Consider the following 15,409-nt stretch of genomic DNA (forward strand, 5'->3'; position numbering starts at 1 on the left):
ATATTGTATAATAAATTTACCTGCCTTATTACGTTTCCCATAAGTGTTCATTTCTTGCCGGCCCGGTCTCGACCGCCGTCAAGACAGATTAACCCCTGGGGCGGCGCCAAGGGCATCGTCCCACGGGGACCATAAACATTTGATGTGATAGCGGAAAAACGAATGGGCCTGACGCCGAAACTGCTGCTGCCCGCGGTGGGCATTGCCATGATCGCCGGTTTCCTTGTCATCGCCGGCCAGATCGGCCTGCGACGGACGGCGGCGATTTCCCAATCGCTGGAGGATGCCCAGGCGCTGATGGTGCAGGCGTCGGAGGTGCGGGCCCTCAGCCGCGCCATCCAGCGCGACGCCCTGAACACCATTCTGGAAGCGCCGGCGGCCAAGAAGGCCTTCGCCGACCGCGCCCTGAAGCGGGTGCAGGAGATGCGCGACCAGGTCGCCGCCTTGCAGCCCCGGCTGCCGGCCGATGGCGGCATGACCGCCTTCACCAAGGACCAGGAGGCGGTGATGCAGGCGGCGACCGACGTCATTACCGCCGCCTTGGCGGGCGACGACGCCACGGCCACCGCCCGCTTCCGTGACCAGGTGCGCCCGCGTGAGCGCGAGGCCTCGGCCCTGACCGACGGGTATATCGACGCGCTGGGCAAGAAGATCGCGGCCCTGACGGTGGAGGCGGCCGGGACACGGGCCCAAACCGGACAGCTCCTGGCCTGGACCGGGGCGCTGGGCGTGGGCGCCGGCCTGCTGGGCGCGGTCTTCCTATCGCTGAGGCTGGTGGTGCGTCCCCTGGGCGGGCTGACCGGCACGACGCGCGCCATCATCGCCGGCGACCTGTCGGTCACCGTCGCCGCCACCGGGCGCCGCGATGAATTGGGCGACCTGGCCCGCGCCCTGGCGGTGTTCCGCGACAACGCCGCCGCCATGAAGCGGCTGGAGGCGGAGCAAGCGGCCCTGCGCCTTCAGGCGGAGCAAGAGCGCAAGGCCGCCCAGGCGGCGGTGGCCGACGCCTTCGAGGCCCAGGTGGCCGGCCTGATCACCGCCCTGGCCACGGCGGCACGCGAGATGCGGGGCACGGCCGAGTCCATGGCGGAGGCGGCGGGCATCACCCGCGACCGCTCCAGCGCCGTCGCCGGCACCGCCGTCCAAACCTCCGCCAATGTGCAGATGGTCGCCACCGCGTCGGAGGAGTTGGCCGCCACGGTGCAGGAGATCGCGCGCCAGGTGGAGCGGTCCCGCCGCCAGGCCCAGGACGCCATCGCTGACTGCGCCACCTCCGGCCAGGTGGTGGCGCAACTGCAGGACAGCACCAACCGCATCACCCAGGTGGTGGAGATCATCGCCGGCATCGCCGCCCAGACCAACCTGCTGGCCCTGAACGCCACCATCGAGGCCGCCCGCGCCGGGGAGGCCGGCAAGGGCTTCGCCGTCGTGGCCGGCGAGGTCAAGGCCCTGGCGACCCAAACCGCCAAGGCGACCGAGGACGTCACCGCCCAGGTGCAGCGCATCCAGGACCTGGGCGACCGCACCGCCGGCGCCCTGGCCGGCCTGGAGGCCGCCATCACCGCCATGGCCGACATCGCCATGGCCATCGCCTCCGCCGTGGAGGAACAGACCGCCGCCACCCGCGAGGTCGCCCGCGGCATCAACGAGGCCGCCACCGGCGCCGAGGACATGTCCCGCGACATCACCCACGTCAGCACCGCCGCCACCACCACCGGCACCGCCGCCACCCAGATCAAGAGCACCTCGGGCAAACTGGCGGAACACGCCGACGTGCTGACCAGTGCCGTGGAGCGGTTCCTGGGCACGGTGCGGGCGGCGTGAGGGGACGGAACGGCAGAACGGTGTGACGGGCGGCATATTGGGGTCGAGGCCCCCGATGCCGCCCGCGATCCATTCCGTATCCCATCAAGCCCCACCCCCATGCGGGGGGGGGTGGTCGCGGGACGCCCCAGAAGCCGGCGGGTAAACGTCCATCAAACTGATACGCGAATGAGAATGACTTGCATTTATAGCCCAACGCCGTTACAGGGGCCGGCATCACCCTGATGCACACCCCATGACGGGAGGAACCGTTGTCGCTGCGCGCCCTTTGCTTCTCGCTGCTGGTCACCACCTCGCCCCTGGCGGCGTATGCGGCCACACCGGCAGCGCCCGATCCAGCCGCCGCCGATCCACAATCGGGAACCGAGGTCGTCATCACCGGCACGCGGGACGATGCCACCGAAGGCAGCGGGTCCTACACCGTCAAGACCACCCGGGGCGCCACCAAGCTGCCGCTGACGCTGAAGGAGACGCCGCAATCGGTCACCGTCATCACCCGCGACCAGATGACGGACTTCGGCCTGCGCACGGTGAACGATGTGCTGGCCAGCACGACGGGCGTCAACGTGCAGGAGGTGGAAACCAACCGCACCTTCTACAGCGCGCGCGGTTTCGACATCAGCAACTTCCAGTACGACGGTTTCGGCCTGCCCCTGGTGGACGGCATCCAAAACGGGACCATCGACACGGCCATCTATGACCATGTGGAAGTGCTGCGGGGCGCCAACGGCCTGATGTCGTCCACGGGCAACCCCTCGGCCACGGTCAACTTCGTGCGCAAGCGCCCCACCGATGACCTGGCGGTTTCCAGTTCCTTCACCGGCGGGTCCTATGACACCAAGCGGGGCGATGCCGATATCTCCACGCCCTTGAACGCCACCGGCAGCGTACGGTTGCGCCTGGTGGGCGCCTATGCTGACGGCGACAGCCAGGTGGATCGCTACAACAACCAGCGCGGCGTCGGCTACGCCGTGGTCGAGGCCGACCTGGACCCCCGCACCACGGTGTCGGCCGGCTATCAATACCAGGACGACCTGACGCGCGGCGGCCTATGGGGCGCCCTGCCCCTCTACTACACCGACGGCACACCCACGGATTACGGCCGCGGCACCAGCACCGCCGCGAAGTGGAGCCGCTGGGACATTCAAACCCACCAGATCTTCGGCGATATCCGCCATGACCTGGGCTCCGGCTGGACAGCCAAGGCCAGCGTGCTGCACCGCCTGAACGAAAGCGATGGCGACCTATTCTATGTTTACGGCACACCGGACAAGGCCACGGGTAACGGGCTCTATTCCTATCCCTCCGCCTACCACAACCATGACCGGCAGTGGACGGCGGAAGCCTATGTCTCCGGCCCCGTGGAAGCCCTGGGCCGCAGCCATGACCTGGTGATCGGTGGCAATTGGGGTCGCAACAACACCTTCCAGCATTCCGACTATGGTCAGGGCATCGGCACCCCCCTGCCGGGCTTGAGTGCCTTCGACGGCAGCTATGCCGAGCCCAGCTTCGACGCCTATACCGGCGAAGCGCACTATTACTACACACGGGAGACGGGGTATGCGGCGGCGCGGCTCAGCCTGCTGGCGCCGTTGAAGCTGATCGCGGGCGTCAACGTCACCCACGTGAAGATGTCGGGTGACAGCTATGGCGCGGCCAACAGCTATGACGTCAGCCGCGCCCTGCCCTATGCCGGCCTGGTCTATGAGGTCACGCCGGAGATTTCCGCCTATACGAGCTACGCGCAGATTTTCAATCCCCAGACCCAACTGGACGTTAACAACCATGTCCTGGCCCCCATCGACGGTGACAACGTCGAGGTGGGCGCCAAGGGGGCTTGGTTCGATGAGAAACTGAACGCCAGCGTCGCCCTGTTCCAGGCGCGGCAGGACAACACGGCGGAAAGCGCCGGCTATAACTTGGCCACGGGCCAGACCTACTACACCGGAGTCAACGCCACCGCCCAAGGCATCGAGGCGGAGGTATCCGGCCGCCTGTTGCCTCAGGTCCAGGTCAGCGCCGGGTATACCCTGATGAAGATCGAAGATGAGGCCGGACGGGCGGCACGCACCTATGTGCCCAGGCAGACCCTTCGCCTGGCGACCAACTATCAGGCCACGGACAAACTGAAGCTAGGGGCCACCCTGTCGTGGCAGAGCCGGATCTATCGCGACCAAGGAGCGGTCAGCACCACCACCGGACGGGAAATCTACACCACCCAGGAGGCCTACGCCCTGCTGGGGGTGATGGCGCGGTATGAAGTTGACCGGCACTGGTCCATTACCGCCAACATGAACAACCTGACCGATGAGAAATACATCACCAGCCTATACTGGGCGCAAGGCTACTATGGCCCCGGCCTGAATGGCACGATCAGCATCGGCTGGAAGATGTGACCTGGAGCGTGCCAGGCGCATAAGGGGCGCACCGTGCCCTTGGGGGATGGGGCTATCGCGCCCGCCATATCCCATCCTCCATAGGCCTGGTCCCGCCCCCTTCCCCTAAAGGCCCCCTCGGCCGGGCTCGCGTTGACAGAGCGGGGGGCAAGCCGCCACCCTTGGCGGGCACCCTCTTGGCTAGGGACCAATCCCACATGCCGGCGCCCATGGCCCGCCCCTTCACCGACGACGCGTTCATGTCCCCGGATGGCATGAACCCGGATGGCATGCCGCACGACCACTTCCATCGCCAGGGGCGCGGCCTGATCGACCAGGGCCGTCCGGCGGACGCCCTGCCCATCTTTCAGCATGCCGCGACCCTGGCCCGGCAGGGCGACGCGCGCGGGGTGGTCGATGCCGACCGCCTGGGCCGCATCCTCTATGACGTGGGCTATTGCCTGTACGACCTGGGCCGCATCGATGAGGCGCTGGCGGAGTTCCAGGACGCCGTGGCGGCGGCGGAGCAGGGCGACGCCCAAGGCAAGGTGCATGGCGACAACCTGGCCGCCTGCCAGCATCTGGTGGGCACCTGCCTGGCCCGCCTGGGCAGGGACGTGGAGGCGATGGCCTGGTTCCAGCACGCGGCGGAGGCGGCCGCGCGGGGCGACGTCCAGGGACGGGTGGATTATGAGGCCGTGGGCCATAGCCTGCATCAGGTCGGCGCCTGCCTGGCCCGCCAAGGCCAGCCGGACGTGGCCCTGACCTGGCTGCAACAGGCGGTGGCGGCCAAGGAACAGGGCGGCGCCAGCCCCAACGCCGATCCCGCCCGCGCCGAGCCCAGCCGTATCGATCACGCCAGCCTGGGCGCCAGCCTGCATCTGGCCGCCGACTGCCTCTACGCCCTGGGCCTGGTGGAAGAGGCGCTGCTCTGGTTCCAGCGCAGCGTGGCGGCGCTGGAGCGCGGCGGGCCCCATGCGCCGGTCAACCATGACGATGTCGGCCGCGCCCGCCTGCGCATTGGCCAGTGCCTGATGGACTTGGCGCGCCCCGCCGACGCCCTGCCCTGGGCGCTGGCCGCCGTCACGGCGGTGGAGGACGGCGACGCCGCTGGCCGCGTGAACCTGCCGGGCCTGTGCCATGCCGTGCACGCCGTGGGCGACACCCTGGTGGCCATGGGCCGCTTCGATGACGCCATGGACTGGTACCGCCACGCCGCCGAAACCGCCGAGCACGGCGATCCCGCTGGCCTCGCCACCACGCTCACCGCCGGCGCCGCCTGCCTGCGTAAGCTGGGCCGCACCGACGAGGCCCGGGCGTGGGAGCTGCGGGCCCAGGCGCCGATGGGGTAGGCCTCGCCCCCTTACGCCCGCTTCCAGGTCGTGCCCTGGGGGCCGTCTTCCAGCACCACGCCCTGGTCCAGCAGATCCTTGCGGATGCGGTCGGCCTCGGCGAAGTTCTTGGCGGCGCGGGCGTCCTTGCGCGCCTGGATGGCGGCCTGGATGGCCGCTTCGTCCAGGCCGTCGGCGCCCTTGGGCGTCCAGCGGAACCAGGCCTCGGGGTCCTGGAACAGCAGGCCCATGAGGTTAGCGGCGGCCTTGAAGCCAGCGGCCACGGCCTGGCGGCCGACCTCATCGGTCTCCTTGTGGAAGCGGTTGGCCAGTTCATGTAGCAGGCTAAAGGCCAGCGGCGTGTTCAGGTCATCCTCCAGCGCCGCCAGCACATCCGTCGGCACATCGCCCGCAGGAACACCACCGGCGGCGCGCAGCACGCCGTACCAGCGGTCCAGCGTGGCCTTGGCCTGGCGCAGGCCCTCCTTGGAGAAGTCCAGCGGCTGGCGGTAGTGGGCCTGCAGCAGGGCCAGGCGCAGAGCCTCGCCCGGCACCTCGTCCAGCAGCTCGGCCACCGTGAAGATGTTGCCCAGCGACTTCGACATCTTGTCACCGGACATGGTCAGGAAGCCGGCGTGCACCCAGTAATTGGCCATGACCTGGGTGCCGTGGGCGCAGCGGCTCTGCGCGATCTCGTTCTCATGGTGGGGGAAGATCAGGTCCAGCCCGCCGCCATGCACGTCGAACACCGGGCCCAGGTGGGCGGCGGTCATGGCGCTGCACTCGATATGCCAGCCGGGCCGGCCGCGGCCCCAGGGGCTGTCCCAGCCGGGCTGGTCGTCGGCCGACGGCTTCCACAGGATGAAGTCGGCGGCACTCTTCTTGTAAGGCGCCACCTCCACCCGCGCGCCGGCGATCATCTCATCCTGGCTGCGGCGCGACAGGCGGCCGTAGTCGGGCATGGACGGCACGTTGAACAGCACATGCCCCTCGGCGGCATAGGCGTGGCCGGACGCTATCAGCCGCTCGATCATGGTGATCATGGCGCCGATGTGCCCGGTGGCGCGCGGCTCCACATCCGGGCGCAGCAGGTTCAGCGCGTCCATGTCGGCATGGAACTGCGCCGTCGTCGTCTCCGTCACCGTCTCGATGCTCTGGCCCAGAGCCTTGGCCCGGTCCATGATCTTGTCATCGACGTCGGTGATGTTCCGGGCGTAGGTCACCTTGGGGTACAGGTGCTTCATCACCCGGGCCAGCAGGTCGAAGGCGGTGAAGGTGCGGCCGTTGCCGATGTGGGCATAGCTGTAGACGGTGGGGCCGCAGCAATAGATCCGCACATGGCTGGCGTCGACGGGCACGAAGACTTCCTTCGCGCGGGTGAGCGTATTGTACAGCTGCAGTGCCATGACGGATTGACCTGGGATAAGAGGAAAAGACGATAATACGTTGAAGAGGGGCGTTATTTAAGCGGTTTGCCCCGACAGCCGGGCCAGCGCCCGCTCCCGCCCGATGAGGGGCAGCAGGGTCTTCAGCTCCGGCCCATGCTCCAGGCCGGTCAGGGCCAGACGCAGGGGCATGAACAGGGCCTTGCCCTTGGCGCCGGTGGCGGCCTTCACCGCGTCCACCCACTGGCCCCAGGTGTCGGGCCCCCAAGGGGCCGGTGGCAGAACCTGGGCGGCGGCGGCCAGGAAGGCGGCGTCGGTCACCACGGGCGCCAGGGGCGCGTGGGTGATATCCCACCAGCCTTTGGCCTCGGCGACGTGGGTGATGTTGGGCCGCACGGCCAGCCAGAAGGCCTCATCCGCGCCCGGCATGCCCAGGGCCGGCAGGCGGTCCGCCACCGCCGCATAGGGCATGTGGTGCAGAATCTGCGCGTTCAGGCGGTGCAGATCCTCCGCATCGAACTTGGGCGTGCCGCGCCCGACCTTGGCCAGGTCGAAATCGGCCACCAGGTCCTCCAGCGTGCCCTTGGCCTCCACCGCGTCGGAGGTGCCGATCTTGGCCAGCAGCGACAGGATGGACAGCGGCTCCAAACCTGAGTCCTCGCGCAGGCTTTTCAGGCTCAGGCTGCCCAGCCGTTTGGACAGGCCAGCACCGCTGGCGTCGGTGATCAGGGGGAAATGGCCGAAGGTGGGCACGCCCCCCCCAGCGCTTCATAGAGCTGAATCTGCACGGCGGTGTTGGCCACATGGTCCTCACCCCGGATGACGTGGGTGATACCCAGCTCGATATCGTCCACCACCGAGGCGAAGGTGTAGAGCGGCTGGCCATCCTCGCGGATCAGCACCGGGTCGCTGAGGTCCTGGCCCTGGAAACGCTGGGTGCCCCGCACCAGGTCGTTCCAGACGACGGGGGCATGCTCCAGCTTCAGGCGCCAGTGCGGGCGGCGGCCCTCCGCCTCCAGCCGGGCGCGGTCGGCGTCGGTCAGGCGCAGGGCGGCGCGGTCGTACAGCGGCGGGCGGTGCTGGGCCAACTGGGCCTTGCGCTTCAGGCCCAGCTCATCCGGCGTCTCATAGCAAGGGTACAGCCGGCCGGCGGCCTTCAGCCGCTCCGCGGCGGCGGTGTAGCGGTCCAGCCGGTCCGACTGGCGGGCGTAGCGGTCCCAGGTCAGGCCCAGCCAGCGCAGATCCTCCTCGATGCCGGCGGCGTACTCGGCCGTCGACCGCTCCCGGTCCGTGTCGTCCATGCGCAGCATGAAGCTGCCGCCTTGGCTGCGGGCGAACAGCCAGTTCATCACCGCCGCGCGGGCGTTGCCGATATGCAGGCGGCCGGTGGGACTGGGCGCGAAACGGACGGCGACTGGGCTCATGGGAAAAGCGGACCTTATGAAAAACGGGAGCAAAACCCGGACCGAAGCAAGGCCGCAGCGATACCATGAAGCGGCACAAAAGCAAAAGGCGGAGCCCAATGGACCCCGCCCCTTTCGCCGATGCCGGCATGACGGCGGATATGCCCCCGGTCAGGACTTCTTCCGGTTCAGAACTTCTTGCGGTGGAAGGCGGCGGCCAGGGCCTTGACGGAGGCCGCCTGTTTCACCGTGCCATCGGCCTTGGGCGGCGGGGCGCCGTTCAGGATGGGCGGTTGGTTGGCCAGGCGGGTGCCGCCCATGCGCGCGACGATGGCGTCCAACTGCGCCTGGCTCAGGCGTTGCGGCGCGGGCGCCCGGCGGGCGGTGGCGCCAGCGGCCGCGCTGGCCGGGGCCAGGGATGGCGCCGCGCCGGTGCCACGGTAGGCGCGTTCGATGGCAGCACCGGTGATGCCCTTGAGGAAGGGCTTGCACAGGCCGCGCATCAACTGCTCATCCGCCAGCGCCCAGGCCATCAGGATGCGCTGCGCCTGGGCGCGGCTGCCCTGGGCTTGGGCCATGGCCTCGCGGATCTTCATGGAGACGTAGGTTTCGCTCATGGAACGGGCCCCCACCGGCGGGCAGGTCCACGCCGGACCAGCCTATTGCGAAATCGCCGCGATATCACCGCCCGGCGCCATCGACCAAGGCCGACGGCATGCCCACATAAGGCAGAGATGCGAAAACTTTAGCGCAGGAGGCCGCCAACCGGAACGGAAAAGAAACACGACGCCGCCGGCGGGCGTCTCGCGGCCCTCCCCGTCCTTGGTGTATAAACCCTCGGATGAGACTCGGCAGGCCACCACCACCGCCGTATAGTCGCATGCCACCACCACGACCCGAACCACGCCCGCGCCCATGCTGATCGAGATCGTCGCCGACTTCGTGTGCCCGTGGTGTTACATCGGCAAGCGCCGGCTGGAGCGGGCGCTGGCGCAACGGCCGACGTTGCAGCCGGAGGTGCGCTGGATGCCCTTCCAGCTGGACCCGGACACGCCGCCCGGCGGCATCGACCGCACCATCGACCTGCTGGCCAAGTTCGGCAGCGCGGAGCGCATCCGCCAGGTCAACGCCCTGCTGGAACAGACGGCCGCGGCGGAAGGCTTGAGCCTGAACCTGGACCGTATCCGCCGCACGCCCAACACGCAGGACGCCCATCGCCTGCTGCGCCACGCCGACGCCACGGGCGCCGGTGGTCGCGCCCTGGACCTGGCCGGCGCCTTGCAAACCGCCTTCTTCCGCGACGGGCGTGACATCGGCGACCGCGCCGTGCTGGCGGCCATCGCGGGGGAGAGCGGATTGGATACCGACGCGGCCGCCGCCTTCCTGGCCAGCGACACCGACCGCGACGCCCTGCGCCAGTCCCTGGCCAGCGTGCGCCAACTGGGCATCCAGGCGGTGCCCTGCTTCATTTTCAACCGCCTCTACTCCCTGTCCGGCGCGCAGGAGCCAGGCGCCTTCCTGCCCTTGCTGGACCTGGCGGGCGCCGAGGGCGTGGTGGCCAGCGCGGCGGGCTGACGGAACACGGGGGCGGCGCGTCGGAACCGTCCGCTTTCAACCAGGTTGACATCATGCCCATGACGGAACCCGAGATGACGGAACCCGAGATCGACCACGTCACCACACCGTTGCTGGATATGGCCTATATCGCCGGTGGACCGGCCGATGGGCCGCCGGTGCTGTTGCTGCACGGCTGGCCGGACGACGCCCACACCTGGGACCCGGTGGCGCCCGCGCTGTGGGCGGCGGGGTATAAGACCGTGGCGCCCTGGTGGCGCGGCTTCGGCCCCACCCGCTTCCTGTCCAGCCAGACCACCCGGTCGGGCCAGATCGCCGCCCTGGCCCAGGATGCGCTGGACCTGGCCAACGCCCTGGACTGGCAGCGCTTCAGCGTCATCGGCCATGACTGGGGCGCCCGTGCCGCCTATTTCCTGGCGGCCGTGGCGCCCGACCGGATGTGTCGCATCGCCGCCCTGTCGGTGGGGTGGGAGCCGGGCAGCCTGCCCACCCCCGCTCTGCCCCAGGCCCAAAGCTATTGGTATCAGTGGTTCCTGACGACGGAGCGCGGAGCGGAAACCGTCTGCCACGACGGCAAGGCCTTCGCCCGCTACCAGTGGGACACTTGGGGCCCCGCCGGCTGGTACGAGGAGGAGGCGTTCGAGCGCACGGCAACGGCGTTCGACAACCCGGACTGGGCGGCCATCACCCTGCACTCCTATCGCGTGCGCTGGGACGAGGCGAAACCCGACCCCCGCTATGCCGAGTTGGAAAGGCGCCAGCGGGCCACCCGCACCCTTTCCGTGCCCACCCTGATGATACAGGGTGGCGACGATCGCTGCACCCTGCCCACCACCACCGAGAAGGCCGCCGGCCACTTCACCGGCCCCTACCGCCGGGAGGTGCTGCCCGGCGTCGGGCATTTCCCCCAGCGCGAAGCGCCGGAGGTGGTAAGCCGCCTGCTGTTGGATTTCCTGGCCGGCCCCACGCTGGGGAATTGATGGGCACCTAGGCGCGCGGTCGCTTTCGCAAGCGCCGATTTCCATGCCGTGCCTTCAGCCCCCGAAAACGGTCAGTTGCACGTAATCCAGCAGGGGCGGATCAAAACCCGCGCCATCCAGGGCGTAGGTCATCCCGCCGACCCTGACGCGATGCATGACCGTCGTGTCCACCAAGGTCTCGACGGTCAGATTATCGCGCATCTGCCTGAAATTGACGTTCGCGTTGAAGAAGTCCTTCGTTATCCGGGCCCAAAACCCCGTGCTCTCGCCCCAGAATGCGACGCCGACGCCTTCCCGACGCGCGGCGCTCAACGTCTGTTCAGGATTGGATTCCAAGGCAGCATCCAGTGCCGCGCCGTGAAGCGTCGCGGGCCCGATGAAGGAACCGACAAAGTTGTCCATGTCGCTGGTGAGCGGCCACCCCTTGTTGTTGAAGCTTCCGTCCACCGGTATCGACCCAAGTTCCACATAAAGGGTCGTGCTCGGAGGAATGGCGCCGATGCGGTGGTCGGTCACCGCGCCCTCGATACCGGTGACGGTTTTACCCGAGATGCTTTTGATTTTCTGGTGAATCGCGGAGCCCGTGTAGTAGGCGGTCTTGAGGATCAGGGTCGCCAGGCTGGTCGACAGCGGCGCCAGACCGGCCTTGATGATGGATGCGGCCGGCGAGTTCCGGGCGCGCTGATAGGTGGAAAGCACGGAGGTCTGATAGCCGTAGGCGCGCATCGGCTGGCCGAAGGCATCGGTGACAGATCTGAAATCATAAAGCAGCGTTCTATTGCTGCTGTTGTTGATAACTATGCAAACAGGAGCATATCCGTCGCCGGCTTTATATTCGGGTTTGAACGTCGTCACTGATCATCTCCATCTTGATGGAGCCTCAAACCTAGCGCATCCGATGCACGGAAAACTACATTAATAACAGCTAATATGTCTCAAAAAGGGCATAATAAACCAACCAACCCTCTTAAGGGAGTTAAAATCACCCGCGAGTTCATCTACTCAGGGTGCGCCATCAAGAGGCGAAAGCGTCACCGCTCAATCCACCTCGCCCTCAAGCACCACCCCGGGCAGGCGCGTGATGGGCTCCAGCGTGATGCGGCGGAAATACGTCTCGGCCCCTTCCGACTGTAGCTGGATGCGGCCGTGGGTCAGGGGCACCCAGGCGCCGCCCTCCCGCATGCGCAGATCGCGCACCACCATGACCGGCACGCCGTTCACCACATGCACGGCCTGATCGCCCAGCACGTAAAGGTCCAGCACATTCCACTGGCCCGCCGGCTTCTCGGCATTGCTGGCGGCCTCCACGTTCCAGGCGGGGGGCGTCACCACCACGGCGCGGCCGCCCCTCATGTAGCGCCGCTGCGGATCGATCAGCGTGGGGTCGCGCCCAATCTCCGTCGTCGCCGTCACGTCGGGCCCCACCGGCACGATCATACCGACGGAACCCTGCATGATCTCGAACTCCGCCGCCGCCATCCAGGTGCCATAGACGGCGCCGGGGGCGCCGTGGCTGTGGTACAGCAGGCCGTTGTTCGGCGGCAGGGCCAGGCGCGGGGCGTAACGCGCCCGGCCCCACTTATATTCCAGGCGCAGGTGATAGTTGGCGTGGTCGCCCCGGTTGACGATGCCGCCCCAGATCTGCCCGGTGATGAAAATCGCCGGCTCCCCCTCCTCCGTCACCACATGGACTATCTGGGCGATGGCGGCGGGGTCGGCACCGATGGGGGTCTGGCCGGGCTGCGCCAGGTAGGTGCGCGCCGGGTCGGGATAGCCCAGCCAGGCGTCCCAAACGTCCAGGTCATGGCCGTTGAACAGGCTGACCGCCGGCCCCGCCGGGGCCGGCACGTCCACCAGGCGCAAGCGCTGCGCGCGGAAGGGCGGATCGTCCGCCAGTAACGCCGCCAACGCGGCGTTTGCCGGGGCCGTCTCCGCCGCCCCGGCGAGCCCCCAGCCCAGCCCCATTCCTACCGTCAGAACCAGCCCCAACGCCGCCCGTGCCGCCATGCCGCCGCTCTCGATGTTATCGATTTCATCGCGACAGTTTCATAGCAGCATCGGGCAGCGGACGACAGATGACGCGGCGCATCAACCGGCCGCCGGCGTCTCCGCCTCCACCGGCGCGTCCTGGTCAGCCGGCAGGACCGTGGGCAACGGCGCGCGCGGGGTGGCCATCAGCGGCCCCGCCTGGCGCCGGGCCTTGTGATGCTGCCAGGCGGCGGTGCGGGCGCGGATGTAATCGGCCACGGCGGCGGCGGTCGACAGGTCCGGCGGATCATGGTCGAAGGTGCCATAGGCGTTGGCCACCGGCAGGTCGGCCAGGCGCTGGGCGTGCACCAGTTCCAGGGCGGAGGGCTTGCCCGGCCCGGGATGCACCATGCCGGAGGTGGGCACCACCACGCCCGCCAGCGGATCGTCGGTGCGCGGCTCCTCCCGCGTCAGCACGTCACCCAGGCTGGGCGCCGCGGCGTCGCGCCGGGTCAGCGGGGGGACGTTCCAGCGCTCCTCGATGGTCTTGAGCACGGAGGTATGGTCGATGGTGCCGTGATCGGCGCGGTATACCGTCCCCGGCTCGATCAGGGGGGAGATCAGGACCGCCGGCACGCGCACGCCAAAGCGGCGGAAATCGAAATCATCGAATTCCCCCACCGTGTCGTCGGGCGGCGTGGCGCCATAGGGCGGCGGCACATGGTCGTAGCAGCCGCCGTGCTCGTCGTAGGTGATCAACAGCAATGTCTCGTTCCAGCCCGGGCTGTCGCGCAGGGTGTAATAAACGTCGTGGATCAGCTGTTCGCCCAGGGCCACGTCGTAATTCGGGTGCTGGCTGTTGCCGGTGTAGGAGAAGTCCGGCTCCAGGAAGGTGTAGGCCGGCAGGGTGCCGGCCCGCGCCCGCGCCTGGAAATCGCTGAACAGCCCGAAATGACTGTCAGGCGCGTTGCGGGTGTCGGGATAGTCCAGGCGGGTCATCGGCGGCTGGTTGTAGCCGAAGATGGCCCAGTCCACGCCGAAGCGGGACAACTGGCCGAAGATGCTGGGACAGGTGAAGGTCTTGACCTTGTTGTCCAGGTGCCCTTGCGAGGTGGCGGCGGCGGCGAAGCAGCGGTTGGGAATGGTCTGCGTCGGCACCGAGGCGAACCAGCGGTCGCACACCGCATAGCCGCGCGCCAGGCCCGATAGGACCGGCAGCAGGTCCGGCGTGAACATGCCCATGATGTCATTGGGCGCGGTGCCGGGCAGCACATGCATGTATTGCTGCCCGTTGTCGTAGTTGATGGCGCTGCGGAAATTCACCACGAAGCCCCGGTTCTCCGGCCGCGCCCGGTCCGGCGGGTTCTCGGTGGAGAACAGCTGGACGTTGGTGTTGAAGAAGCCCTCGCCCGGATCGCCGCCCGGCATGAAATAGGGGCTGGGCTGCGCCTCCCGCCCGATCTTGTAGACCCGCACCTCATGGCCGGCGCCGTCGGGATTGGTCTCCCGCCCGGTCAGCCCCTCGAAAGGGTGGCCGGCGGGGGAGCGGTTGCCGCTGTCCTCGTAGAGGAAGCCCAGCATCTGGTCGAACGACCGGTTCTCCAGCATCAGCTGGACCACATGCTTGATCGACGACAAGCGGTTTCCCATGGTTCCCCCCTGCATGCGCGCACAGCGTAGGCGCCCGCCCCCGCCATGCCGAATTCCGCCGCATAGTTCCAGATCGAAACTACCTGGGCAACGGATAGAATGTGGGAAATTCTTTCATAGATTGCAGCCCTGTGTGACAACGGGGCTGATCGGGTTGGGGTTGAAGGGACCGATAGCACGCGCTATCATTTTTCCTTGTAATCCCCTTGTGGAGTTGCCCGCGATGGCCCAGCTGCTGGTACGCCAGGTCGATGAGGATATCGTCGTGGCCCTGAAAGCGCGGGCCAGCGCCCACGGCCGGTCGGTGGAGGCGGAACACCGCGCCATCCTGGAACAGGCGCTACGCCCAGCCGCCGGAGACTTCGCCCAGCGGGCCGCGGAGTTTCGGCGCCAGACCGCCGGCCGGACGCCCGTCGACACGACCGCCCTGATCCGTGCCGCGCGGGACGAGAGATGAGCCTGACCATCGTCGACGCCTCGGTCGCGTTGAAATGGGTCTGGGACGAGGCGGACAGCGCGGCGGCGGCGGCGCTGCTGGACGGGCGCCCCCTGGCAGCCCCCACCCTGTGGCTGACGGAGGCCGCGAACGCCTTGTGGAAGCTGACGCAGCGGCAAGCGCTCAGTTCGGCCGAGGCTGAGGAACGGCTGGCTTTCCTGATACGGGCGCCCGTACGCCTGATCGATACCCCGCCGCTTCTGCCGGCGGCCTTGCGCATCGCCCATACCTTGCAGCACCCGCTCTACGACTGCCTGTACCTGGCGGCGGCCTTGCATCTCTCCGGCCAGGTCGTCACAGCCGACCGGCGGTTCCATAACGCCGCCGCCGCCCACCCGGTTTATGCGGATGCGATCACGACGCTGGACGGGGCGGGTCCGGTCCTACTCTAAGCCATTCGGAAAGTGGCCCCACATCTCCGC

At 68.1% G+C, this 15,409-nt stretch carries 12 protein-coding genes and 1 pseudogene; 7 read left to right on the forward strand and 6 right to left on the reverse strand.

Going from position 1 to position 15,409, the window contains the following annotated elements; translation table 11 throughout:
• Nucleotides 1-162 precede the first annotated feature (162 nt).
• From ULB03_RS13385 to ULB03_RS13395, 3 genes are all read left to right on the forward strand, one after another.
• Entirely contained in the window at nt 163-1,824 is a 1,662-nt protein-coding gene (locus tag ULB03_RS13385; RefSeq protein WP_322483584.1) for a methyl-accepting chemotaxis protein, read from the forward strand.
• 251 nt (nt 1,825-2,075) lie between these two features.
• A complete protein-coding gene (locus tag ULB03_RS13390; protein ID WP_322483585.1) occupies nt 2,076-4,220 on the forward strand; it encodes a TonB-dependent siderophore receptor in 2,145 nt (714 codons plus the stop codon).
• 197 nt (nt 4,221-4,417) lie between these two features.
• Nucleotides 4,418-5,551, forward strand: coding sequence for a tetratricopeptide repeat protein (locus ULB03_RS13395; RefSeq protein ID WP_322483586.1), 1,134 nt, complete (start codon nt 4,418-4,420; stop codon nt 5,549-5,551).
• A gap of 11 nt (nt 5,552-5,562) precedes the next feature.
• Here ULB03_RS13395 and cysS read toward each other — a convergent pair whose 3' ends face one another.
• The 3 genes and pseudogenes from cysS to ULB03_RS13410 all read right to left on the reverse strand — a co-directional run bounded on the left by cysS (nt 5,563) and on the right by ULB03_RS13410 (nt 8,935).
• Complete coding sequence (cysS, locus tag ULB03_RS13400) at nt 5,563-6,936, reverse strand: cysteine--tRNA ligase (RefSeq protein ID WP_322483587.1); 1,374 nt, start codon at nt 6,934-6,936, stop codon at nt 5,563-5,565.
• 57 nt (nt 6,937-6,993) lie between these two features.
• Nucleotides 6,994-8,339 (reverse strand): annotated as a pseudogene (gltX, locus tag ULB03_RS13405) (glutamate--tRNA ligase).
• Nucleotides 8,340-8,506: 167 nt separating this feature from the next.
• Nucleotides 8,507-8,935, reverse strand: a complete 429-nt coding sequence (locus ULB03_RS13410) for a hypothetical protein (RefSeq protein WP_322483588.1) — start codon at nt 8,933-8,935, stop codon at nt 8,507-8,509.
• Between the two features lie 298 nt (nt 8,936-9,233).
• On the opposite strand from ULB03_RS13410, the gene ULB03_RS13415 reads away from it, so the two are divergent.
• Both ULB03_RS13415 and ULB03_RS13420 read left to right on the forward strand, forming a co-directional pair.
• Entirely contained in the window at nt 9,234-9,893 is a 660-nt protein-coding gene (locus tag ULB03_RS13415; RefSeq protein WP_322483589.1) for a DsbA family oxidoreductase, read from the forward strand.
• 53 nt (nt 9,894-9,946) lie between these two features.
• Nucleotides 9,947-10,873 carry an alpha/beta fold hydrolase gene (locus tag ULB03_RS13420; protein WP_322483590.1) on the forward strand — a complete coding sequence of 309 codons (927 nt, stop codon included), beginning with the start codon at nt 9,947-9,949 and terminating at the stop codon, nt 10,871-10,873.
• A gap of 54 nt (nt 10,874-10,927) precedes the next feature.
• Here the strand turns inward: ULB03_RS13420 and ULB03_RS13425 are convergent, their stop codons facing one another.
• The 3 genes from ULB03_RS13425 to ULB03_RS13435 all read right to left on the reverse strand — a co-directional run bounded on the left by ULB03_RS13425 (nt 10,928) and on the right by ULB03_RS13435 (nt 14,491).
• Complete coding sequence (locus tag ULB03_RS13425; RefSeq protein ID WP_322483591.1) at nt 10,928-11,728, reverse strand: hypothetical protein; 801 nt, start codon at nt 11,726-11,728, stop codon at nt 10,928-10,930.
• Between the two features lie 183 nt (nt 11,729-11,911).
• The gene (locus ULB03_RS13430) at nt 11,912-12,880 is read right to left on the reverse strand and encodes a 3-keto-disaccharide hydrolase (protein ID WP_322483592.1); all 969 of its coding nucleotides are present in this window, start codon (nt 12,878-12,880) and stop codon (nt 11,912-11,914) included.
• Nucleotides 12,881-12,961: 81 nt separating this feature from the next.
• Nucleotides 12,962-14,491, reverse strand: a complete 1,530-nt coding sequence (locus ULB03_RS13435; protein WP_322483593.1) for an alkaline phosphatase family protein — start codon at nt 14,489-14,491, stop codon at nt 12,962-12,964.
• 223 nt (nt 14,492-14,714) lie between these two features.
• Here ULB03_RS13435 and ULB03_RS13440 point away from each other — a divergent pair, with 223 nt between their 5' ends.
• Nucleotides 14,715-14,948, forward strand: a complete 234-nt coding sequence (locus tag ULB03_RS13440) for a FitA-like ribbon-helix-helix domain-containing protein (protein ID WP_322483594.1) — start codon at nt 14,715-14,717, stop codon at nt 14,946-14,948.
• The gene (locus tag ULB03_RS13445) at nt 14,945-15,379 is read left to right on the forward strand and encodes a type II toxin-antitoxin system VapC family toxin (protein ID WP_322483595.1); all 435 of its coding nucleotides are present in this window, start codon (nt 14,945-14,947) and stop codon (nt 15,377-15,379) included. The genes ULB03_RS13440 and ULB03_RS13445 overlap by 4 nt, the downstream gene beginning before the upstream one ends.
• Nucleotides 15,380-15,409 lie beyond the last annotated feature (30 nt).

It is taken from the genome of Nitrospirillum goiasense, from assembly GCF_034427435.1.
Lineage (GTDB): Bacteria > Pseudomonadota > Alphaproteobacteria > Azospirillales > Azospirillaceae > Nitrospirillum.